The following is a 20,978-nucleotide window of genomic DNA, read 5'->3' on the forward strand; positions in this document are numbered from 1 at the left end:
GCCCCGGACGGCGGTGCCCAGCCGCACGCCAGAAGGAGCATCGGCAAATGACCGCCCCTGACGTCTCTGACGAGGACTTTCAGGAAATCCTGAGGCAAACTCGCCACTTCGTCCGTACCGCGGTGATCCCGCGCGAGCAGGAGATCCTGGACGACGACCGGGTCCCCGACGATTTGCGCGACCACGCCAAAAAGATGGGCCTATTCGGGTACGCGATCCCGCAGGAATGGGGTGGCCTGGGCCTGAATTTGGAGCAGGACGTCGAACTCGCCATGGAGTTGGGCTATACCTCGCTGGCCGTGCGGTCGATGTTCGGCACGAATAACGGCATCGCCGGACAGGTCCTGGTGGGCTTCGGCACCGACGAGCAGAAGGCCCGCTGGCTGGAACCGATCGCCTCGGGTGACGTCGTCGCCTCCTTCGCTCTGACCGAACCCGGCGCCGGGTCGAATCCGGCCGGCCTGAAGACGAAAGCCGTTCGGGATGGCGGGGATTGGGTGATCAACGGCCAGAAGCGGTTCATCACCAACGCACCGGTGGCCAATCTGTTTGTAGTCTTCGCGCGCACCCGTCCCGCCGACGAGCGGGGCCCCGGCATCGCGGTCTTCCTGGTTCCCGGCGACGCGCCCGGTGTCGAGGTGGGTGCAAAGGACGCGAAGATGGGCCAGGAAGGCGCCTGGACCGCCGACGTCAACTTCACCGACGTCCGGGTCGACGATTCGGCGTTGGTCGGCGGGAGCGAGGACATCGGGTACCGCGCGGCGATGACCTCGTTGGCGCGCGGCCGGGTCCACATCGCCGCCATCGCGGTGGGCGCCGCCCAGCGCGCCCTGGACGAATCCGTGGCGTATGCCGCCACGGCGACGCAGGGCGGAACGCCGATCGGCAACTTCCAGTTGGTGCAAGCAATGCTGGCCGATCAACAAACCGCCGTGCTCGCCGGCCGCGCACTGGTCCGCGACGCCGCCCGACTGTGGGTAACGAACCAGGACCGACGCATCGCACCCTCAGCGGCGAAGCTCTTCTGCACCGAAATGGCCGGCAAGGTAGCCGATCTCGCGGTTCAGATCCACGGCGGCAGCGGCTATATGCGCGGTGTTCCGGTCGAACGCATCTACCGCGACGTACGGCTGCTGCGGCTTTACGAGGGCACCAGTGAGATTCAGCAGCTGATCATCGGATCCAACTTGGTCAAGGCGGCGCAGCGCCAGTGATCAGCCGATGAGTTCGAGCGTCCCCAAGTCGCGGATGGCCTGACAACCGCGCCGCAGCATGGTCAGCACCATGTCGTCGCCGCGTTCGGTGGCGGTGGCGAACGCGAAGCCAAGTGCCGAGATCAACACGGTGTGTGGCATTCCGAGTCGGTAGTCACGCCAGCAGGTTTCGCGGTCGTAGTCGCTGACGCCGTAACCCTGTAAGGCTTGGTGGTATTCGCCGACGAGGTCCTCTTCGATGGCGGCGCGCAACTCGGAGTTGAGGCTGGTGGCGGTGAAGTAGGCCAGATCCCGCGCCGGAAGGCCGACGCTGACCGTTTGCCAATCGACCACGCTGACTCGGCGGTATTCGGGATCGAACAACAAGTTGTCGAGCCGGTAGTCCCCGTGCAGCAGGGCGAATCTGTCGCGTTCGGCGAGTAACCACGGTGCTACCAGATCCATTGTTGCCCTGAATGTCTCACGATCCTCAGCAGTCATCCGGTCACCGATTTTGTCCAAGGTGATGCCGGCGCTCATCTTCGCGACCTCGCCGAGTCCTGCCGCGGAGGCCTCGTCAGGGCGCTGAAACGCGATTTCGGGGAGGTCCAACCAGAAGGTGTCACACCAGCCGGGCCCGTGCAGCCCGGCTAACGCCGTGACCGCTAGCCGTGCCGCCTGTTCGCCGCACCCCGCGATCTGGTCGCCTTGCACGGCGGGCGCTTGGTCGGCCAGCAGTAGCGCGAAATCCGTTGCATCCTCCGTGATTCCGACGTGGAAACACTGGGGTGTCGGCACGTCGACACGGTCAACCATGTACGTGTAGAACGCGCATTCGCTGCGATAGCCGATTGCGACCCGGTCGCGAACGGTGTCGTCCTGGGCCGGCATCTTGATGACGAAGGTCGGCGGCAACTCTCCGGGGTCACTTCCGTAGGTCACCGCCACCCGGTACGTGGCCCCGGTCTGTCCGGTGCCGATGGGGACAACGTCAACGGCGGAGACCTCAACCGGCGTGCCGCGCGCGCTGAGCACCGTCGCCAGCCACTCGGGCGTGACGTCGCCGGGGTGCCGGGGAATCGCAACAGAGGCAGTCACACGAGCAACTGTAAGCGATACGGCATGAGCTTCGGTGGGCCGGACCTAATCGGCGCCTAATCGGTGTGAATCCGCCATTCCGCGGCCTCGTGCTGCTGACTCCAGAACTCGCTGAATCGCCCACCCGCGGCTAGCAATTCGTCAATCGTTCCGTCTTCCACCACCTGGCCGTTGTCGACGAACAGAACGCGGTCGGCGTGCCTGATGCTCGCCAGGCGATGCGCGACGATCACCCGGGTGCGCGATTGGGGATCCGCGGTCAGCGCGTCGACCACCGCTACCTCGTTCTCGGTGTCCAGCGCGCTGGTGGCCTCGTCGACCAGCAGGACCGGCGCGGGCTTCAGCAGAGCGCGTGCGATGCTCACCCGTTGCCGTTCGCCACCGGAGAGCGTCGAACCTGCCTCGCCGACAACGGTGTCGTCGCCGTCGGGCAAGCGCCCGATCAGTTCGTCGACCCGGGCGAGGCGGACCGCCTGCGCGTATTGATCCTCGCCGGCATTGGGGTTACCGGCGAACACGTTCTCGCGGATCGTGCCATGGAACAGGTAAGGGTGTTGGAACACAACGCTGCTGACGTCGCGTTGGGCTTCGGCGTTCAGCGTCGCCGCATCGGTGCCGTCGATGAGGACCCGACCGCCGGTGGGATGGTGCAGGCCCGCGATCAACGCCAGGATGGTGCTCTTTCCAGAGCCCGACGGGCCGACGATCGCGGTCGTGGTGCCTGGCTGCAGGGAGAAGCTGACCCCGTCCAGAACCGGCCCGCCGGCGCTGTCGTAGCTGAAGGCAACGTCGGCGAATTCGATCCGCGGGGCTCCGGCGCCGTCGCGCAAGGTCCCCGCACCGGCGACCATGACCGGCGCGGTCAGCACCGATCGGATGCGTTCGAGGACGCCGCGGACGCTTTCCAACGCGGGTCCGAGTTCACTCACCGTGGTGAACGGCTCGAGGTAGCGGGCCAGCACGACGATCAGGGCGATCGCCTCCGGCACCGACAGTGTGCCCCCCACCGTCAATGCCGTCGTGACACCGGCGAACATGATGAGCGCCAGTTGGCTGGCGACGCTGAACAACAACTGGCCCGGAATCTGCATGCCCAGCAACCGCATGGTGGCGCCGTGCTGAGCGGCCAGCGCGGAGCCGACCAGACTGCGTGCCGGCTCCACCCGCCGCGCGGCGCGCAATGCCTGTTGGGTTCGGGCGAATTCGATGATCCGCTCGGTCAGCCTGATATTGGCTTCGCCGGCCACCTTGTCGGCGCGGCGGCTGAAGCGCGCCGATGCCCACAACGCTCCCAACAACATCGGGACACCGGCCAGCGCGGCCAACCCGAGTGGCCACGAGATGGGCAGCAGCGCCAGTGCGATGACGGCGGGCAGCAGAATCGCTGAAAACAACGGCGTCCCAAGGTTTACCACCAGACCGACCAATTCCGGCCCGGTTGCGGCAATCGCTTGTCGCGACGTCGCAGTGTTGTCGGCGGTAAACCAATCCAGCCGCACACTGGGAAGCCGGTCGGCCACATCGTGCTGGGAGCCGTCGAGCACGGCGAAGCCCAGGTCGAAACCGATGCGCGCGGTGATGGTGTCGATCACCCAGCCGGCCACCGTCGCGGCCGTGAGCCAACCCAGCCACACCAACGCACGCTGCGGTGTGTCGCTGAACAGCGCCCCGATCAGCGGGACGAGCAACACGGTGGCCGCTGCACGCGCGACCACCGAGATGAAACCGAGCACGGCATAGGCAACGATCTTGCCGCGCCGATCAGCCGGAACCAGGCTTATCCAGGTACGGATCATCGTGCCACCTCCTGTGCTGCTGAGACGGCCACCGCGGTGCCCTGGCCGGTCTCCCAGAGGCGGCGATAACGCCCGTCGGCGGCCAGCAATTGCTCGTGGGTGCCGCGTTCGACGATCCGGCCGTGATCGAGCACGACGATCTGGTCGGCCCGGGTGATGGTGTGTAGCCGGTGGGCGATCACCAGCACCGTGCGGTCGCGGGTCAGTCGGTTGAGAGCCTGCTGCACAAGGTATTCCGACTCCGGGTCAGCGAACGCGGTCGCCTCGTCGAGAATCAGGACGGGTGTGTCGGCCAGGATGGCGCGGGCGATGGTGAGGCGTTGCCGCTCACCGCCGGACAGCGCGGCGCTGGCGCCCAGCACGGTGTCGTACCCGTCGGGAAGGCGCAGTATTCGCTCGTGAATCTGCGCCTGGCGGGCGGCGTCTTGGATTTGCTCGGCCGTCGCATCGGGAACGGCAAGGGCGATGTTCTCGGCGACGGTGCCGTGCACCAGTTGGGTTTCTTGCAGGACGAACCCGACCCGCGTGTACAGCTCGTCCGCGGTCAGTGCTCGAATGTCCCGTCCACCAACACTTATGGAACCCTGCTCGACATCGTGGAAACGCGCCAGCAGGGCGGCCAGCGTCGACTTCCCGGACCCGGAGGGGCCGACAAGCGCGGTGACCGTGCCCGGTCGCAGCCGCAGCGACACGTCCTGGATGACCGGCACGCCCGGCCGATAGCTGAAAGTGACTTGGTCGAATACCACCGTTGCCGTCGAATCGTTGGCCGACGCTTGCTGCGGTCGCTCCTGCACGTCGAGATCGGGTTCGTCGAGCGTGGTTTGCAGTCGCCGCGCGGCCAGCATGCCCGCACGGATGCCGCCGAGCCCGTAGGCGATGCCGAGCAGGCGGGCCCCGAATGTCGTGCCCAGCAACAGGAACGGCAGCAGATTGACCGGATCCATCCGGTGCGTGACGACGAGCAGGGTACCGATGCTCGTGATCAGCCACAGGAAGGTCGAGGGGCGGGTCACCAGATCCATCGCGGTCTTCTTGCCGGCCAGGGGGCGTTGCCAGTCGACAAGAAAGCCGATGTATTCGTCCAAGCGACGCCGGAAGGTGGAGGCCGCCGCGCCGCCGAAAACGCGGATCACCGGCTGCCCTTCGAGATAGGCGCCGGCCTCGCCGTTCATTTTTTCGGCCCAACGCTGCGATTGAACGATGCGTGGGGCAGACTGCACCGCCAACGTGGACATCATCACCACGTAGACCAACACCGGCGCGAACATCACCAGCGCCACCCGCCAGTCGATGATGAACAGATAGATCAACACCGACACCGGGGTGATCACGGCGCTCACTGCATCCGAAATAGCGTGTGTGACAAGGTAATGCAGCGACAGCGTGTCGTCCTGCACCAGTTGCTTGACCGAGCCCGACCCGCGGGCGGTGAACCAGCCCAGTGGCAACCGAGCCAACTTGGCGAGCAGCCTTGCGCGCAAACCGCGTTCGAATCGCGCGTCCACGACGTGCAGCCAAAGGGTGAGGGCCGCGCCGAGAAGCGTGCCCAGACCCAGCAACACCACCGCCGCGATGCCGATGTTCCAGAGTCGGGACTCGTCGGCTCCCGCTAGCAGCAGTCGGGCCAACTCCACCAGCAGCACGAACGGCGCCAACTGCACCACCGTGACCACCGCCTGCAAGATCCCGGAAAGGATCAGCGATTTACGCAGCGGTGCAAGCAACTTGCCGGCCGCCTGAGCACTCCAGCTGCCGCGTGCAGGTGAGGATGCCGCCAGTGGCGAAGCGGGTTCGCAGGGCTGCGGCTGCGCCGCCACTTCCGGTTGGTCCGCGGGCGGTGCGCACGCGGCTGGCTCATCGGCGGCTGGGGCGCACGGGGCTTCCGACTGACCGCCGCGGCTGGTGCCCATCTCCTTGCCGGCGCTCCAATATGCCTGCGCGTGGATCTCGGACTTGGGGAAGCCGAACGTTTCGCGCAGCCGCTTCCGGACGTTCTTGAGGGTGGTCGCCTCGGGAGTGGCCCAGGCATACCAGTTGGACCAGTCCCGGCTCTCGATCGCATTCGCCAGGGTGCACTCGTCACATCTGCTCACCCAATGCACACGCAGCCTGGGATGTTGCGCGATGGGAATCAGCGTGTCGTTGGGGTCGTGCTGCTCGAGATACATCTCGATCGGGACATCGTCTGGGATAGTGCCGATGATTCCGTTCATCCCGGGGATGGACGCCGAATCGCCGATGAGTAGATATCCCGCCGGCTGCTCTTCGGGCGCAACGAATCGGGACTTACCCATGAGCGCCATGACATCGATGGTCGCGCCGGGCTGGACCGTTCGCGCCCACGTCGACGCCGGGCCCGCGGGATCATGCAGCACGATGTCGACCGCGAAGTGGCCGGTCTCCGGGTCGGCCTCGGAAAGCGTGTAGGCACGCTGAAACTCGGTGTCGGAACCCTTCGGGTCGGGGAACCAAAACCGCAGCCAGGCGGCGGGCTCGGTCTCGGCGTCTTCTAACAGTGTCGGCGACACCATCCGTATCCGGACGAAATGCGGTGCGATGTAGACTCTTTCGAGCACCGTCGCCGTGTGATCCCGCCCGCCGAAGCCGCGCAATATCGCAGCCTGTATCCCCCGTGCCATCAAACGTCCTCTCCCGCGGCATGCCGCGCCACGACTTCGTTTATCGGGCGGCCCGGCGGGATCTCCCCGACCAGCCCGCGGATCGACGCGGCCAACAACAGCCGCACATACTGCGCACTCGACAACTTCGGCAGGGCGACGTGGGCAGCGCCCAGGCGTTCATTGGAGGTGAGCTGATCCACGACCGCCTCGCGCTCCCGCGCGAACCCATTGGCCTGGTCGCCGCCGGTGATGCTGGCGTTGCTCTCCTCACGTGCCGCGAGACTGATCGCCAGCGTGGCCACCGCGCTGCTCACCACCATCGCCGCATCCACGGAGTATCCGCGCCGGCTCAGCGCTTCCACCTCGGTGACCAGCAATCGCGTGCCCGCGTCGCCGCGCGGGAACAAGACCTGGAGGTACGCCGCCAGCCCAGGGTGGTCGACCACGAAGTCCCACATCTGCAGCGCGAACGAAAGGAGGTGGTTCTGCAGGTCTTCGTCGGGGTCCTCACGGAGCTCAAGTTCGGCGAGCAGACTTTCCCCGACCAAACGCTCCAATTCCCAACGGTTTTCGACGTGCCGGTAGAGGGCGGTCGCAGACACCCCGAGTTTGGCGGCGACGGCGTTGATGCTCAGTCGACGCATTCCCAGTTCGCGGCCCACTCGAACGATGTCGTCCACCGCGATGAGCGGCGGACGTCCACCACCCGGACGAGACACGACGGTTTTCATCGACAGCACACCTGGCCCTAGTAAGTTACCCCCACAAACTAAGGGTCACCTTACCCGACGGTCAAACCCCGGCTTGCGCGGCGGCTTGGCAATCCAGCGCTTTCGAGGAGATCACGGGTCACCGACCGCAGACCGTGCGAGAGTACGTCGAGCGACACCGCGATTTGCTCAGTTGACTACAGCAAACTTGCCCGGGCGGAGCGTACCGCGTTACGACCATGCGAGCGGGGGTTGCTGAATAACCAACAGTGGTGGGGGTTCGTGAGTAGCATTCCACCCGGGGACTGGGCTGGAGGCCGCCGAATGGATGAGGTCGAGTTCGGACGGTATCGACTGTTGTCGCTGCTTGGCGAGGGTGGCATGGGCGAGGTCTGGCGCGCCCACGACACCGTCACCGACCGGGTCGTGGCGATCAAAGTCTTATCGGCCCGTCTGTCGAAGGACGCTGAGTTTCAGCGGCGTTTTCGCCGAGAAGCCCACGCCGCAGCGCGATTGGAAACCCCGCATGTAGTCCCGATCTACGACTACGGCGAAATCGATGGTCGTCTGTTTGTGTGTATGCGATTGGTCAACGGCCGCGACCTCGCCGCGGTGCTTGCCGACGGACCGCTGGAAGTTCCGCGCGCAGTGCGCATCATCGGACAGGTCGCCGAGGCGTTACACGCTGCCCACGAGATCGGACTGATCCACCGCGACATCAAACCCTCCAACATCCTTCTCGATGATCGCGATTTCGCGTACCTAATCGATTTTGGGATCGCCCGTGTTGCCGACGACACCCGAATGACCAAGACAGGCAACACAATCGGGACATTCGCCTACATCGCCCCCGAGCGGCTGGACGGGCCGGGCGACGAGGATGCGCGCGTCGACATCTATTCGCTGGCATGTGTGCTGTACGAATGCCTGACCGGCGAGCCACCGTTTACCGCTGAAACGATGCCGCGTCTCATGATGGCCCACCTACATACGCCGCCGCCTCGGCCATCGGCCACTCGAGCGGGTGTGCCGCCGACCTTGGATGCGGTGATCGCCAAGGGCATGGCAAAGGAACCTGATCGGCGTTACCAAACCGCCCCCGAACTGGCCGCCGCCGCACAGCTGGCCCCGACCGTTCCTACGGCCGAGCCTACGGTCGGCCCCCGCTACGCGATCGAACCAACAGTGCCAGCGCGGTCCAGGCCGCTTGCACAGTCGGTGGCTCATAAAGCGCCACTGGGGCATCCGGGCTATCCCATCGAGCAGCCGCCCGCTTTCCGGAAAAACCGGTTGGCGCCGGCCTCCCTGATCGCCTCGTTGGTGAGCGCTGCTCTCCCAATCTTCGTGGTTCTTTTCCGGCTGCCGACGCCGTTATTCCTGGCTTCGCTCGTGGGTGCGCTCGCCGGCGTCGTGCTCGGCGCTATCGCGCTAAGACAGATCGGACGGACGTCACAAAGCCGTCGCGGTATGGCGATCGCTGGCGTCACAACCGGTGCCATCACCCTTCTCGGCTATGTGATCGCGGTGGTGTTGGCGGGCGGTGGCGCCATCGGCTAGGTGAATGTCCCTTGCGCCTGCAGGGCCGGGGAAACCGTTGTGCGGGCGGAGGGACTCGAACCCACACGCTCTTTCGAGCACCGGCACCTAAAGCCGGCATGTCTGCCAATTTCATCACGCCCGCGCGTTGCCGATCGTACCGCTCTGTTTACCAAGGTAACTGTCGGCGGCCCCTCCTAAGTTGGTGTCGGCACCAACGTGAGAGGGGCGCACGTGCGATCAGCGGAGGAGTTCGAGACCGTCCAAGGTTTGATTGCATCCGGCATGAACGACCGAGAAATCGCGAGGCAGACAGGCATACCCCGCAGAACGATTTGGGATTGGCGCTATTGCGGCTTGCAGGTGCGGGCGCGAGTGCTGGCGGGATCGGCACCCTGCCGAATGGAACATGACTTCGCGAGGCTCCCGCCTGGGCCATATTGCTACCTACTGGGCCTTTATCTGGGCGACGGTTGCCTCTCGCGGAGTCGGCGGGTGTGGCACCTCAGAATCACCCTCGACAAGAAGTACCCCGAAATAATCGATCGCTGTCGCGTAGCCATTGACGCCCTGTTCGCCGGACAGCGAGCATCGACTTCTCCGCGCACCTATGGATGCGTCGACGTTTCGCACTACTCAAGACATTGGCCGTGCCTCTTGCCTCAACACGGGCCCGGCAAGAAGCATCTACGTCCCATCCGTCTTGAGCCTTGGCAGCAGGTGCTAGTCGAACAGGCAAGGCAAGAATTTGTTCGCGGCCTGATCGACAGCGATGGCTGCCGCGTCATCGCCAACGACCGCGGTGTCCGCAGGGGGTGTCAGATCGTCTGTGTAAGTCCTGACGGAAGGATCTCAGGACATGGCGACGGGCAAGGACGAAGATTTGGCGCTAGGTGAGGTGGAGTCCACGGTGGAGATGGCCGAGGCGCTTCGGGCGTCGGGCGTGGTGGACGATTTGCTGGCTCAGGTCGATTCCGGCGAGGTTGCGTTGACCGGTGAGGGTGGTTTGTTGCCAGGGTTGATCAAGCTCGCCTTGGAGCGTGGGCTGGCTGCTGAGCTGACTGATCATCTGGGTTATGAGAAGGGCGACCCGGCGGGGCGTGCGCTGCCCAATGCCCGCAATGGCACCTTTCCGAAGACGGTGCAGACCGAGGCCGGCCCCGTCCCGTTGGAGGTGCCGCGCGATCGCGACGGCTCGTTCACTCCACGGCTGGTGCCCAAGGGCGCCCGTCGTCTCGGCGGGCTCGATGACATGATCATCTCGCTGTACGCCGGTGGAATGACGTTGCGCGACATTCAATTTCATCTTGCCTCGACGATCGGAACCGATGTTTCGCACGAGACGATCTCCAAGATCGTCGATGAGATCTCCGAGGAGGTCCTGGCCTGGCAGCGTCGGCCGCTGGACCCGATTTACCCGGTGGTCTACCTCGACGCGATCGTGGTCAAGGTCAAAGACGGCGGCCACACCCGCAACAAGGCCGCTCATATCGCCGTAGGCGTCGATATGGCCGGGATCAAGCACGTGCTGGGCATCTGGGTCCAGCAGAACGAAGGAGCGGCGTTTTGGGCCTCAGTGTGTGCCGATCTGGCCAATCGCGGCGTTCGCGACGTGCTGATCGTGTGCTGCGACGGGCTGACCGGCTTTCCCGAGGCGATCGCGGCCACCTGGTCGCAGGCCGCCGTGCAGACCTGTGTGGTGCATCTGCTGCGCAACGCGCTGCGGTTCGTGTCCTACAGCGACCGCAAAGCCGTGGCCGCAGCCCTCAAACCGGTCTACACCGCGGCGGATGCTGAGGCTGCCCGTGCCGAACTCGATGCGTTCACCACGTCGGAGTTAGGCAAGAAAAATCCGACGGTGACCAGGGTTTTCGATCGTTCGTGGGAGCAGTTCACCCCCTTCCTGGCGTTTGCGCCCGAGTTGCGCCGGGTCATTTACACGACGAACGCGATCGAATCGCTGAACTACCAGTTGCGCAAGGTCATCAAGACCCGAGGCCAGTTCCCCAACGATGCCGCCGTGGTCAAACTCCTCTGGCTGGCCATCTGCAACATCGAGGACAAACGCGCCGCCGAACGGGCCAAAAAATACGCCCAGAAACGTTGCCGAACAGCGCCCGGACGTCTCGTGGAAGGACAGGTGGTCACCAACTGGAAGAAGGCACTCGAACAACTCTCGCTGGTCTACCCAGACCGCATCGAGCGGTACCTATAACTCGACGACTAACAAGAAAACCAAACAGGCGACTTACACAGAAAACTTGACACGCTCTGTCCGCAGCGTGCGCTATCACTTCTCGAACCGATCCGAAGACATCCTGGGGCTATTCTGCAAAGCGCTTGACGCGCTTGAAATCCCGTGGACTCGGTCAAGTCGCTATGTCATCGCCATATACCGAAAAGCGGCAGTGGCACGGCTCGATGAATTCGTCGGCCCCAAGTCCTGAATCCACGCGCGGTACCGTCAAGGGGTGTCCACTACACGTCGTCGCAGGCCCGCGCTGATCGCATTGGTGATCATCGCGGCAGGCGGCTGCCTGGCTTTGGCCTGGTGGCAGTGGACGAGGTACCAATCGGTGTCCGGCTCCTTCCAGAACCTCGGCTATGCGCTGCAGTGGCCGCTGTTCGCCGGGTTCTGCATCTACGCCTATCGCACCTTCGTTCGGTACGAGGAGGCACCGCCGGAGCCGAAGGAGACCGCTCCCACCGAGATACCCGAGGGCCTACTACCCGAACGTCCGCGGCCGGCACCGCCACCCCCGGACGACCCCGCCCTGCGCGAATACAACGCCTACCTGGCCGAACTGGCCAAGAACGACGCTGAAAAGCAGAATAGGACAACCGCATGACCGCCCCCGAGACACCGCAGCAGACCGCGTCCGGGTTTCCCGTCGAAAAGATCCGCACCGCACTGGCCGCGTACCGATTCATGGCGTGGGCGACCGGTCTCTGGCTGATCGCGCTGTGTTACGAGATCGTGGTCCGCTACGTCGTCAAGGTGGACAACCCGCCGACGTGGATCGGCGTGGTACACGGCTGGGTGTATTTCCTCTATTTGTTGGCGACCCTGAACTTGTCGGTCAAGGTGCGTTGGCCGATCGTCAAGACATTCGGCATTTTGGTGTCCGGCACGGTGCCGCTGCTCGGGATCATCATCGAGCACTTCCAGACCAGGGACATCAAGGCACGCTTCGGCATTTAGCGTCACGCCCGACGGCGCACTGGCGTGACGGTCGATGTCGAGCGTCACGCCAGCTTCACGCTCGGCCGGCCGCCAACGCGCGTAAGGCAGGCACCAACAACGCCAGCGCCCGGCCGCGATGCGACACCGCGTCCTTTTCGGCCGGGCTCAGTTGTGCCGCAGACCGTTCGGACTCCTCCGGAATGAAGATGGGGTCGTAGCCGAACCCGCCGTCACCGCGTGGCTCGTGGGCGATCCTGCCGGGCCATTCACCGCGCACGACGACCTCGCCGGTCTCCGACACCAAGGCGCAGGCGGAGACGAATGCGGCGCCGCGGCGCTCGTCGGGAACATCGCGCAATTGCGCTAACAGCAAGGCGTTATTGGCGGCATCGTCGCCGTGCCTGCCGGACCACCGCGCCGACAGCACGCCGGGCATGCCGTTGAGCGCGGAGACCTCCAACCCGGAGTCGTCGGCGACGCTGGCCAGGCCGGTCGCGGCAAAGGCGTCGCGCGCCTTGGCCAGTGCGTTTTCTTCGAACGTCGCGCCCGTTTCCGGGGCCTCGTCAAAAGCCGCCACATCGTCAAGCGACACCAACGTCAACTCCGACAATCCGGCGGCATCCAGCACACGGCGAAGTTCGGCCAGCTTCTTGCGGTTCCGGCTGGCCACCAGAACCCGGGTCACCATTTATTCCAAAACACACTCAGAATCGATCACCGTCGTTGCTAACGGGCCGAAGCCCTTCCGATGCCATGGGAGCGATTATCGCAATGGGCATCTACGTTCGCCTACGGGGCCGATTGTCAGCGTTGAGTTGTAAGTTGCTGAGTGTGTCACAAGAGGAGCTGAAATGACCGCACCGCAACCCGCGCCCGGCTGGTACCCCGACCCCTCGGACCCAAAGAAGCGCATTTATTGGGACGGCAATGCGTGGAGCGGACCCGCTCAAGCAGACAACCCCGACAACCGCAAGAAAACTGCGGTTGCGATTGGTGTTTGCGTGCTCGTCGTTGTGGGTCTCGTCATGTCGATGCAATCCGTCAGCCTCATGACCGGTTCGGGTCCTGTGTGGACGGGAGTCGCCGTCGTAGCAGCAGGCACGGCCGTTGCATTCTTCTTGCGGGCCGCGACCTGGGTCCGCGTCCTAGCTGCACTGGTCTTGGTGCTTGCTCTTGCAAACGGCTTTTACATCGAAGATCAGATGAACAAGAAACGCGAAGAGTTGACACACATTTTCGATCGCTAGAACCCCGTCGGCATCGGCTGTACCAATCCGCTGCAGGTACCCTACTGCGTTCATCGCAGGCGTAACTCGTTGTTGGTTTCCGACGAATTGACTTAATACCCGCGTGTTCTCGCCCAAAACCGTTGGGGTAGCACGCCTATCAAAACGACCGAAGTTTTGCGGGAGAAGGGAAGCCACCGCCGCAGGATCGTCGGTCTTGCAGACTCCGCCGCGTATGTGAGTCGCTTTTGTGCCTCCCGGGTGAGTTGGCTGCATGGCGTGTCCTTCTCGCTGCGGGACATCGCTGTAGCTACTTGTCGTCTTCATCCGGTTCGGGGAGCTGTAGCGACCGCAGGGATGCCTTGTCGGCCTGTGACTTTCGGATCTCGTCGATCAGTGGGTGGATGACTAGCTGGCGAGCTGAGCCGGCCAAGTCAGCGGTTGGCCGGCGTCACAGCGAGTGAGCTGCCCACTGCGATACGCCGCGGGTGCGCTGCGACCCTGTGACGAGGCGGGTGCCCTGTTGTGCTGCCCTGCCACCCGAAAGCCCTGTGTGTTGCGGGCTGCGCAGTGCCCTGCAGCGCACCTCGAATACTTCTCGGTACCACTCTGGCCGGGCTATGCAGGTGCTGCTCGCCCGACTGCGAGACCCAGCAGCTAATCTGACGCGATCGCTTAGAAAGCTTCCTAAATGCATTTACGCTTTGCGACCGTTTGCGATAGCAAATACGCCGTTGTGACTGTCGGGCTGACCTGTGATGATGAGCCTGTGACTCAGCCCACTGACCCCTATGACTGTCCTAAGCCGTGTGGCATTCCTCGGGAGATGATGTTGGAGATCATGCGTGAGCGAGAGTTGCAGGAACTGCGTGAAGAGCAGGAGTACTGGGAGCGTTCCGACGACCCTCGGGCAGCTGAGAATCTCCGAGCGATCACCGATCGGCTAAGGAAGTTGGGTTAGTCCCTGCCGCCCGGACGTCAGGGACAGCATCAGTGTTTGGGAAGGCTGGCCACCAGAACCCGGGTCAGCTTCCGAACGCTTTCGGCCGGGGTGGGCCCTCGGGCAGCTCGCCTGGGTACGGCAACGCCAAGGCATCCCGCTGCGCGGCGAACAACTTGTCACAGGCGCTCAGGGCCATATCGAGCAGCTTGTCCAACGTAGAACGAGGGAAGGTCGCGCCCTCGCCGGTGCCCTGCACCTCGACCAGGGTGCCGGTGTCGGTGGCCACCACATTCATGTCGACCTCGGCGCGCGAGTCTTCTTCATACGGCAGGTCTGCGCGAACCCTGCCGTCAACGACACCCACGCTGATCGCGGCGATGGCACAGGACAACGGCCTGGGGTCCGACAGCTTCCCCGCCGCGGACAAATAGGTCACCGCGTCGGCCAGCGCGACGTAGGCGCCGGTGATCGCCGCGGTACGTGTGCCACCGTCGGCCTGCAGCACGTCGCAGTCGACCGCGATGGTGTTCTCGCCCAGCGCCGCGAGGTCGATGCAGGCCCGCAGTGACCGGCCGATCAACCGACTGATTTCGTGGGTGCGCCCACCGACGCGGCCTCGCACCGATTCTCGGTCGGAGCGAGTGTGTGTGGCCGAGGGCAACATTGCGTATTCGGCGGTGAGCCAGCCCAGCCCGGTACCCTTCCGCCACCGCGGCACCCCCTCGGTGACGCTGGCGGTACACAGGACTTTTGTCTGACCGAATTCGATCAGCACCGAACCCGCGGGATTTTGGGTGAAGCCGCGGGTGATGACTACCGGACGAATCTCATCGTCGAGGCGGCCGTCTTCTCGTTTGGACACGACGCCCACCCTAGTTGGAGAGCCAACCCCGATTAGCCGGCCCGCCGTACTTCGAACGTTTCGCCGGGTACTACGGCGTGCACGGGACCGTCGAACTCGGCCTTGGCCTCGCTGATCACGTCCTCCCGCGAGGTCCACGGCGGGATATGCGTCAACAACAATTCGCGCACTCCGGCCCGGGCCGCGGCCTGACCGGCCTCGGTGCCGGACAGATGAAGATCGGGCGGGCGGTCCGGCGAGTGTGTCCAGGAGGCCTCGCACAGGAAGACGTCGGCGCCCTCGGCCAGTTCAACGAGTTGGTCGCAGGCACCGGTGTCACCGCTGAACACCAGCGTCGCTCCGCTGGGATCGGTGAAGCGCAAGCCGTACGACTCGGTCGGGTGGGCGACGACTCGCGGCACCACCGTGAGCGCGCCCACTTGCACCGGCTGGCCGTCGACCCAGTGGCGGACATCGAAGATGTCCGAACAGTCGTCGATTTCTCCGCCATAGGGAGACGACGCCGCGCCCAACCGCGACCACGTGTCGCTCGGTCCGTACAGCAACGCCTTGCCGGTGGGCTTGGACGGGTGGTACCGACGCCAGACGAACAGGCCCGGCAGATCCAGACAGTGATCGGCGTGCAGATGCGACAGAAATACGTGCACCGCACCGGGATCCATATGCCGTTGCAGCGCGCCCAGCACACCGCCGCCGAAGTCGATGACGATTGGGGGCGTGTCGGGGGCCCGCAACAGATAGCCCGACGCGGGGGAATCGGGACCCACGACGCTGCCCGAACACCCGAGCACGGTTATGCGCACGGACACTACTGTGCCATGCCTGCTACCACGATGGAGAAAACATCGCCGCATTGGGGGGAGGATTCATAGGCATACCTACTAAACGGTCGTGTGACGGATAGGTTCAACGCCAGTTACGGCGGGTCCGAGGAATCGCGTGGCAAGTTTCGTGAACGCCTCGGGGTCGCCCGTGGCCTCGAAGAGTCGGGTCGCGGGCGGAGCATCGTGCGGACGCAACAGATCCATTTCGGTGAGCACCCGGAGCACTTGTTTGGCCGTCTCCTCCGCGCTGGACACCAGCGTGACGTCCTCCCCCATCACGAGTTGGATCAAGCCGGACAACAGCGGGTAGTGGGTGCAGCCGAGTACCAGCGTGTCGACCGCCGCCAGCTGCAGCGGCTCCAAGTAGCCCTCGGCCAGCCCGAGCACCTGACGGCCACTGGTGACTCCGCGCTCGACGAAGTCGACGAAACGCGGGCAAGCGACAGCGGTGATTTCGGTGTCGCGGGCGGCGGCGAACGCGTCTTGGTAGGCGTGTGAAGTGATGGTCGCCCGAGTCCCGATGACGCCGATGCGGCCGTTGCGCGTCGCGGCCACCGCACGGCGCACGGCCGGCAGGATCACCTCGACGACGGGAACGTCGTAGCGCTCACGCGCGTCGCGCAGGCATGCGGCCGACGCCGAGTTGCACGCGATCACCAGTGCCTTCACGCCGCGGCTCACCAGGTCGTCGCCGATGGCCAACGCGTGCGCGCGGATCTCCGGAATGGGCAGCGGACCGTACGGGCCGTTGCCCGTGTCCCCGACGTAAATGATGTCCTCGTCCGGCAATTGGTCGATGATCGCCCGCGCGACCGTTAATCCGCCGACGCCGGAGTCGAAAACCCCGATGGGCGCCATGGATCCGGGATAGGCCGAATTCATGAATGTAAGTGCGGTGAACGGAGGGCTTTCTTTCGTTCACGGGCTTTGCGCTCAGGCGCAGCCAACACGTACGCGGCCAGGACGCCGGCGATCGCCCCGCAGAGATGGCCCTGCCACGAGACCCCTGGTGTACCGGGCAGCACTCCGAGCAGGACGCCACCGTAGATGAACAACACGACGACGCCGACGACGATCTCCCATATTTTGCGGGTGAAGAACCCGAACACGATGAGGAACGCCAGCCAGCCGAAGATGAGGCCCGACGCGCCGATGTGGTTGAAATGGCAGTGCACGTTGGGGCCGGTGACTGGGCAGTGCATGCCGATTGTGCCGATCAACCAGGTGCCGAAGCCCCCGAGAATCCAGATGATGACCGTGGCTAGGACGAACCGCGACATGCCTGCGAGCGTCATCAGGAAGCCGAGCACGAGCGCCGGAACGGTGTTGGCGATCAGGTGGTCCCAGTTCGAGTGGAGTAGCGGCGCGAAGAGGATGCCCCACAGCCCGTCGGTCTCCAGCGGTCGGATGCCGTTGTTGTCGAGGCGGTGATTGGTCAGGCTGTCCCACAGCTCGATGAGCCAGAGCAGCGCGACAAAGGTGAGGATCGTGACCCCACCGACGACCCACTGCGGCCGTTTCTTCGACTGGGTCGCGGGCGCATTTCGGCTCATGCGTATGACTGCCCTTCTAAAACGCGTTTCAGCAACCTCAAGGCTACCGGCGCGAGCGCCGTGAACAGATACTTGCACCGCGCGTCTACTAAGTCAGGCGCCTTGTCCGCTCGCGTTCGCGAATGCGCCCGGCAACACTTCTCGGTAGGTCGGTATCCCGGCTACCGATTCCGCGGCAATCACCCCCGCCAGCACCGCGCGGGCCAGGCAGTCGGCCGCGGCCGCACCCACCTCGGTGACCAGCAGCGTGTCCGGCGACAACCCGGCCGGCATGTCAGGGCTGGGCGGAACTTCCACCGCTCCGGTCGCCAAGGCGAATACGGTGTCGCCGTCCAGCGGGGTGTGCGCGGGACGGATGGCGCGAGCCAACCCGTCGTGGGCCGCGATCGCTAGGCGCCGGCACGCGGCGGGCCCTAGGGCCGCGTCGGTAGCAACCACGGCGATGGTGGTGTTCAGCGCGCTCAGCGGCGACGGAAGTTCGGCAAATGCCGCGACTTGCTCCGGGGGTGGTGGTTGCAGGCCGAATTCTTCGACCAGGTCGGCCATCCACGGCAGGCCGGTGGCCGGATCGATGACGCTGCCGGCGGCATTGACCACCACCAGCGCACCGACGGTGACGCCGGACCTCAGCACGACGGACGACGTCCCGACACCGCCCTTGAGCGATCCGGCGCGGGCGCCGACGCCGCCGCCGACCGTTCCGACCGCTACCTCCGTTCCGGCAGCCTCGCAGGCGGCGCGGCCGAATTCGGCCGTCGGCCGGCAACCCCAGCCGCCAACGGGGAGATCGAAGACCACCGCGCCCGGCACGATCGGTACTACGCCGTCGCCCATCGCCACACCACGCTGCTGCTCTTCCAGCCACAACATCACGCCATCGGCGGCGGCGAGGCCGTAGGCGCTACCGCCGCCAAGCAGCACTGCGTCCACGAAGCGCACGCTGTTGGCCGGGTCGAGGAGATCGGTCTCCCGGGTTCCGGGCGCACCACCGCGGCAGTCGACCGCGCCGACGGTCCCCGGCGGCGGCAGCACCACGGTGGTGCCGCACGCCCAGCCCTCCCCCAGCGACGCGTCGGAATCTATTCGGTGGTAGTGGCCAACGCGGATGCCCCCGACATCGGTGATGGACTTCATCCGGTCGGCTTGCCCATCAAGACCAGCACCAAATACTCCTGCAGCACGGTCAGCCACTGGTACACGTCGAAGTGGGCGGCAAGCGGATGATCCGTCGGCAGACGTTCCGGTCCTTCCGGGCCGATCTCCAGCATGACGCCCAATGTCAGCCGAAGGTCGTTGACCGCCGCGATCCATGCGTTGGCGGCTTCTTCGGTCAGCTCGAAGCGGCCACCGTTCGCAGGAACCGTATCCAGGAGTTTTTGTGCCGCACTGCGTTTGGCATCGATGATCTCCGGTTCGTGCAGACTGCGCAGGGCGGCATTCAGGCTCTCGGCAGCTTCGAGGGACACCTCGTCCTCTTCGTCGCGCTTGTAGAAGTCCGGGAGCAGCCTGCCCAGCGTCGGGTCGCCCGGGCGTTGCGAATGCCCGGTCTCGATGCCGGTGATCTCCTCGAGTTCGTCTGACGGCGCGGTCTTCGCGCGCTCGTCGAGCAGACCGATCATCGCACCAACGAGGTTTTGCAGCAGAGCCGCTTCATGCGGGGCCAACGACGACCGAAAACGGGGACCGTTGCGAGTCTCGACGCGCTTCCATTTGCGCACAGCGAATCCGGTTGCCCTCGAAGCTCACCGGTCCTGCTGCATCGTCGCCCACAAACCTGCGGCGTGCAGCTTGGACACGTCGGTTTCCATGGCCTCCCGACTGCCGGACGACACCACTGCCTTGCCTTCGTTGTGCACCTGCAGCATCAGCTTGGTGGCATGCGGCTCGCTGTACCCAAACAGCTTCTGGAACACATAGGTGACGTAGGTCATCAAGTTAACCGGGTCGTCCCACACGATGGTGACCCACGGCGTCGCCGTGGTGTCGACGGGCGAGGACTCGCGTTGCCCAGTGGAGCCCGGTTTGGCGGGCGCTGACGCAACAACCATGGTTCCTAGGATAGCGAGCCACCGCTGTGGATACCGAGCGGACAATTCGAACCGATACCGTTGCCGTGTGAACGAGCCCAGCAAGCGAGTCATCGCTGCGCTGCTTACCGACAAGTACGAGTTGACCATGCTTGCGGCGGCTCTCCGCGACGGCACCGCCCACCGCCGGACCACCTTCGAACTCTTCGCGCGCCGGCTTCCCGCCGGTCGTCGCTATGGTGTGGTGGCCGGCACGGGCCGGCTGCTCGAGACCTTGCCTCAGTTCACCTTCGACGCCGAAGCGTGCGAGTTGCTCGCGCGTTTCCTCGACGCCGACGCGGTGCGCTACCTGCGGGACTTCCGGTTCACCGGTGACATCGACGGATATGCGGAAGGCGAGTTGTACTTCCCGAATTCCCCGGTGCTGTCGGTGCACGGCAGCTTCGCCGAATGCGTGGTGCTCGAAACGCTGGTGTTGTCGATTCTCAATCACGACAGCGCAATCGCGTCGGCCGCGGCACGGATGGTGAGCGCCGCCGCGGGACGACCGCTGATCGAGATGGGCTCACGCAGAACCCATGAACAGGCCGCGGTCGCGGCGGCCCGGGCCGCATACATCGCGGGTTTCGCCGCTTCATCAAACCTGGAAGCACAGCGCCGGTACGGCGTCCCCGCGGAAGGCACCGCGGCGCACGCGTTCACCATGCTCTACACCGACCACGAAGGCCCGGACGAGCTGGCCGCATTCCGAGCCCAGGTCGAGGCGCTGGGCACCGGCACCACGCTGCTGGTGGACACCTATGACGTCAAGACGGGCGTGGCCAACGCGGTGGCCGCCGGGGGTGCCACACTCGGCGCGGTCCGCATCGATTCTGGTGAACTCGGCGTGTTGGCCCGCCAGGTGCGCGAGCAACTCGACCAACTGGGCGCCACCAAGACACGCATCGTCGTCTCGGGTGACCTCGACGAGTTCTCCATCGCGGCCCTGCGGTCGGACCCGGTGGACATATACGGTGTCGGCACCTCGGTGGTCACCGGCTCCGGCGCACCGACCGCGAGCATGGTGTACAAGCTCGTCGAGGTTGACGGTGTCCCGGTGCAGAAACGCAGCGACCGCAAGGCATCTCGCGGCGGACGCAAAGGGGCGCTGAGGTTGTCGCGCCCCACGGGCACCATCACCGACGAAGTCGTCTACCCGGCGGGCCGACCACCATCATTCGCTGAGCCGCACCGAGTCCTGACCATCCCGCTCGTCCGCGAGGGCCAGCCGGTGGCCGATGCCACGGACCTGGCCGCAGCACGAGAGCGGGTGGCCGCCGGACTGATCAGCTTGCCATGGGAGGGAACGAAATTGGCTGCCGGGGACCCGGTAATCCCGACGCAGATCATCAACGGCTGAACG

At 65.0% G+C, this 20,978-nt stretch carries 20 protein-coding genes and 1 tRNA gene; 8 read left to right on the forward strand and 13 right to left on the reverse strand.

Annotated features, from left to right (window positions below; translation table 11 throughout):
- Nucleotides 1-47 precede the first annotated feature (47 nt).
- The gene (locus G6N68_RS19765) at nt 48-1,214 is read left to right on the forward strand and encodes an acyl-CoA dehydrogenase family protein (RefSeq protein WP_163715925.1); all 1,167 of its coding nucleotides are present in this window, start codon (nt 48-50) and stop codon (nt 1,212-1,214) included.
- Here the strand turns inward: G6N68_RS19765 and G6N68_RS19770 are convergent, their stop codons facing one another.
- The 4 genes from G6N68_RS19770 to G6N68_RS19785 are packed head-to-tail and all read right to left on the reverse strand — an operon-like array spanning nt 1,215 to nt 7,442.
- Nucleotides 1,215-2,291, reverse strand: a complete 1,077-nt coding sequence (locus tag G6N68_RS19770; protein WP_163715928.1) for a phosphotransferase family protein — start codon at nt 2,289-2,291, stop codon at nt 1,215-1,217. It lies immediately after the preceding gene.
- Nucleotides 2,292-2,347: 56 nt separating this feature from the next.
- Nucleotides 2,348-4,087 (reverse strand): ABC transporter ATP-binding protein, encoded by a 1,740-nt coding sequence (locus G6N68_RS19775; protein WP_163715931.1) that lies wholly within the window; start codon nt 4,085-4,087, stop codon nt 2,348-2,350.
- Nucleotides 4,084-6,729 carry an ABC transporter ATP-binding protein/permease gene (locus G6N68_RS19780; protein WP_163715934.1) on the reverse strand — a complete coding sequence of 882 codons (2,646 nt, stop codon included), beginning with the start codon at nt 6,727-6,729 and terminating at the stop codon, nt 4,084-4,086. Before G6N68_RS19780 ends, G6N68_RS19775 begins: the two co-directional genes overlap by 4 nt.
- Complete coding sequence (locus G6N68_RS19785) at nt 6,729-7,442, reverse strand: TetR/AcrR family transcriptional regulator (RefSeq protein WP_163715937.1); 714 nt, start codon at nt 7,440-7,442, stop codon at nt 6,729-6,731. The genes G6N68_RS19780 and G6N68_RS19785 overlap by 1 nt, the downstream gene beginning before the upstream one ends.
- A gap of 303 nt (nt 7,443-7,745) precedes the next feature.
- Between G6N68_RS19785 and G6N68_RS19790 the strand changes: the two genes are divergently transcribed.
- On the forward strand, nt 7,746-8,978 hold the full coding sequence (locus tag G6N68_RS19790; RefSeq protein WP_163715941.1) for a protein kinase domain-containing protein: 1,233 nt from the start codon (nt 7,746-7,748) through the stop codon (nt 8,976-8,978).
- Between the two features lie 40 nt (nt 8,979-9,018).
- On the opposite strand, the gene G6N68_RS19795 is transcribed toward G6N68_RS19790, so the two are convergent.
- Nucleotides 9,019-9,102: transfer RNA gene (locus tag G6N68_RS19795), tRNA-Leu, on the reverse strand.
- A gap of 714 nt (nt 9,103-9,816) precedes the next feature.
- Here G6N68_RS19795 and G6N68_RS19800 point away from each other — a divergent pair.
- From G6N68_RS19800 to G6N68_RS19815, 3 genes are all read left to right on the forward strand, one after another.
- Complete coding sequence (locus G6N68_RS19800; RefSeq protein ID WP_163715944.1) at nt 9,817-11,172, forward strand: IS256 family transposase; 1,356 nt, start codon at nt 9,817-9,819, stop codon at nt 11,170-11,172.
- Between the two features lie 256 nt (nt 11,173-11,428).
- Entirely contained in the window at nt 11,429-11,806 is a 378-nt protein-coding gene (locus G6N68_RS19810; RefSeq protein WP_163715946.1) for a hypothetical protein, read from the forward strand.
- The gene (locus G6N68_RS19815) at nt 11,803-12,159 is read left to right on the forward strand and encodes a DUF3817 domain-containing protein (RefSeq protein WP_163715948.1); all 357 of its coding nucleotides are present in this window, start codon (nt 11,803-11,805) and stop codon (nt 12,157-12,159) included. The genes G6N68_RS19810 and G6N68_RS19815 overlap by 4 nt, the downstream gene beginning before the upstream one ends.
- Nucleotides 12,160-12,214: 55 nt before the next feature.
- On the opposite strand, the gene rdgB is transcribed toward G6N68_RS19815, so the two are convergent.
- Nucleotides 12,215-12,829 carry an RdgB/HAM1 family non-canonical purine NTP pyrophosphatase gene (gene rdgB, locus G6N68_RS19820; protein WP_163715950.1) on the reverse strand — a complete coding sequence of 205 codons (615 nt, stop codon included), beginning with the start codon at nt 12,827-12,829 and terminating at the stop codon, nt 12,215-12,217.
- A gap of 163 nt (nt 12,830-12,992) precedes the next feature.
- On the opposite strand from rdgB, the gene G6N68_RS19825 reads away from it, so the two are divergent.
- Nucleotides 12,993-13,388 carry a DUF2510 domain-containing protein gene (locus G6N68_RS19825; protein ID WP_163715953.1) on the forward strand — a complete coding sequence of 132 codons (396 nt, stop codon included), beginning with the start codon at nt 12,993-12,995 and terminating at the stop codon, nt 13,386-13,388.
- A gap of 748 nt (nt 13,389-14,136) precedes the next feature.
- Entirely contained in the window at nt 14,137-14,328 is a 192-nt protein-coding gene (locus G6N68_RS19830; RefSeq protein ID WP_163715956.1) for a hypothetical protein, read from the forward strand.
- A 64-nt stretch (nt 14,329-14,392) separates the two neighbouring features.
- On the opposite strand, the gene rph is transcribed toward G6N68_RS19830, so the two are convergent.
- From rph to clpS, 7 genes are all read right to left on the reverse strand, one after another.
- Nucleotides 14,393-15,172, reverse strand: coding sequence for a ribonuclease PH (rph, locus tag G6N68_RS19835; RefSeq protein ID WP_163715959.1), 780 nt, complete (start codon nt 15,170-15,172; stop codon nt 14,393-14,395).
- 32 nt (nt 15,173-15,204) lie between these two features.
- Nucleotides 15,205-15,981, reverse strand: a complete 777-nt coding sequence (locus tag G6N68_RS19840) for a cyclic nucleotide-degrading phosphodiesterase (protein ID WP_205351394.1) — start codon at nt 15,979-15,981, stop codon at nt 15,205-15,207.
- Between the two features lie 72 nt (nt 15,982-16,053).
- Nucleotides 16,054-16,854, reverse strand: coding sequence for a glutamate racemase (gene murI / locus G6N68_RS19845; RefSeq protein WP_371871709.1), 801 nt, complete (start codon nt 16,852-16,854; stop codon nt 16,054-16,056).
- Between the two features lie 20 nt (nt 16,855-16,874).
- Nucleotides 16,875-17,549, reverse strand: a complete 675-nt coding sequence (locus G6N68_RS19850; protein ID WP_163715969.1) for a rhomboid family intramembrane serine protease — start codon at nt 17,547-17,549, stop codon at nt 16,875-16,877.
- Between the two features lie 93 nt (nt 17,550-17,642).
- Nucleotides 17,643-18,683 carry a P1 family peptidase gene (locus tag G6N68_RS19855; protein WP_163715971.1) on the reverse strand — a complete coding sequence of 347 codons (1,041 nt, stop codon included), beginning with the start codon at nt 18,681-18,683 and terminating at the stop codon, nt 17,643-17,645.
- Nucleotides 18,680-19,267: an oxidative stress transcriptional regulator AosR gene (gene aosR / locus G6N68_RS19860; RefSeq protein WP_163715974.1), complete on the reverse strand. Its 588-nt coding sequence runs from the start codon at nt 19,265-19,267 to the stop codon at nt 18,680-18,682. Before aosR ends, G6N68_RS19855 begins: the two co-directional genes overlap by 4 nt.
- 24 nt (nt 19,268-19,291) lie before the next feature.
- Nucleotides 19,292-19,597, reverse strand: a complete 306-nt coding sequence (clpS, locus tag G6N68_RS19865) for an ATP-dependent Clp protease adapter ClpS (protein WP_069418777.1) — start codon at nt 19,595-19,597, stop codon at nt 19,292-19,294.
- On the opposite strand from clpS, the gene G6N68_RS19870 reads away from it, so the two are divergent.
- Nucleotides 19,596-20,975: a nicotinate phosphoribosyltransferase gene (locus G6N68_RS19870; RefSeq protein ID WP_163715977.1), complete on the forward strand. Its 1,380-nt coding sequence runs from the start codon at nt 19,596-19,598 to the stop codon at nt 20,973-20,975. The two genes, clpS and G6N68_RS19870, sit on opposite strands and share 2 nt — an antisense overlap.
- Nucleotides 20,976-20,978: the final 3 nt, after the last annotated feature.

The organism is Mycobacterium bourgelatii, assembly GCF_010723575.1.
GTDB lineage: Bacteria > Actinomycetota > Actinomycetes > Mycobacteriales > Mycobacteriaceae > Mycobacterium > Mycobacterium bourgelatii.

Coding starts and splice junctions, on each gene's coding strand:
- G6N68_RS19855 (WP_163715971.1), bottom strand. CDS start 18,683: ATGAAGTCCATCACCGATGTCGGGGGCATCCGCGTTGGCCACTACCAC.
- clpS (WP_069418777.1), bottom strand. CDS start 19,597: ATGGTTGTTGCGTCAGCGCCCGCCAAACCGGGCTCCACTGGGCAACGC.
- G6N68_RS19825 (WP_163715953.1), top strand. CDS start 12,993: ATGACCGCACCGCAACCCGCGCCCGGCTGGTACCCCGACCCCTCGGAC.
- G6N68_RS19785 (WP_163715937.1), bottom strand. CDS start 7,442: ATGAAAACCGTCGTGTCTCGTCCGGGTGGTGGACGTCCGCCGCTCATC.
- G6N68_RS19850 (WP_163715969.1), bottom strand. CDS start 17,549: ATGAGCCGAAATGCGCCCGCGACCCAGTCGAAGAAACGGCCGCAGTGG.
- G6N68_RS19790 (WP_163715941.1), top strand. CDS start 7,746: ATGGATGAGGTCGAGTTCGGACGGTATCGACTGTTGTCGCTGCTTGGC.
- G6N68_RS19800 (WP_163715944.1), top strand. CDS start 9,817: ATGGCGACGGGCAAGGACGAAGATTTGGCGCTAGGTGAGGTGGAGTCC.
- rdgB (WP_163715950.1), bottom strand. CDS start 12,829: ATGGTGACCCGGGTTCTGGTGGCCAGCCGGAACCGCAAGAAGCTGGCC.
- murI (WP_371871709.1), bottom strand. CDS start 16,854: ATGGCGCCCATCGGGGTTTTCGACTCCGGCGTCGGCGGATTAACGGTC.
- G6N68_RS19870 (WP_163715977.1), top strand. CDS start 19,596: ATGGTTCCTAGGATAGCGAGCCACCGCTGTGGATACCGAGCGGACAAT.
- G6N68_RS19775 (WP_163715931.1), bottom strand. CDS start 4,087: ATGATCCGTACCTGGATAAGCCTGGTTCCGGCTGATCGGCGCGGCAAG.
- G6N68_RS19780 (WP_163715934.1), bottom strand. CDS start 6,729: ATGGCACGGGGGATACAGGCTGCGATATTGCGCGGCTTCGGCGGGCGG.
- G6N68_RS19765 (WP_163715925.1), top strand. CDS start 48: ATGACCGCCCCTGACGTCTCTGACGAGGACTTTCAGGAAATCCTGAGG.
- G6N68_RS19815 (WP_163715948.1), top strand. CDS start 11,803: ATGACCGCCCCCGAGACACCGCAGCAGACCGCGTCCGGGTTTCCCGTC.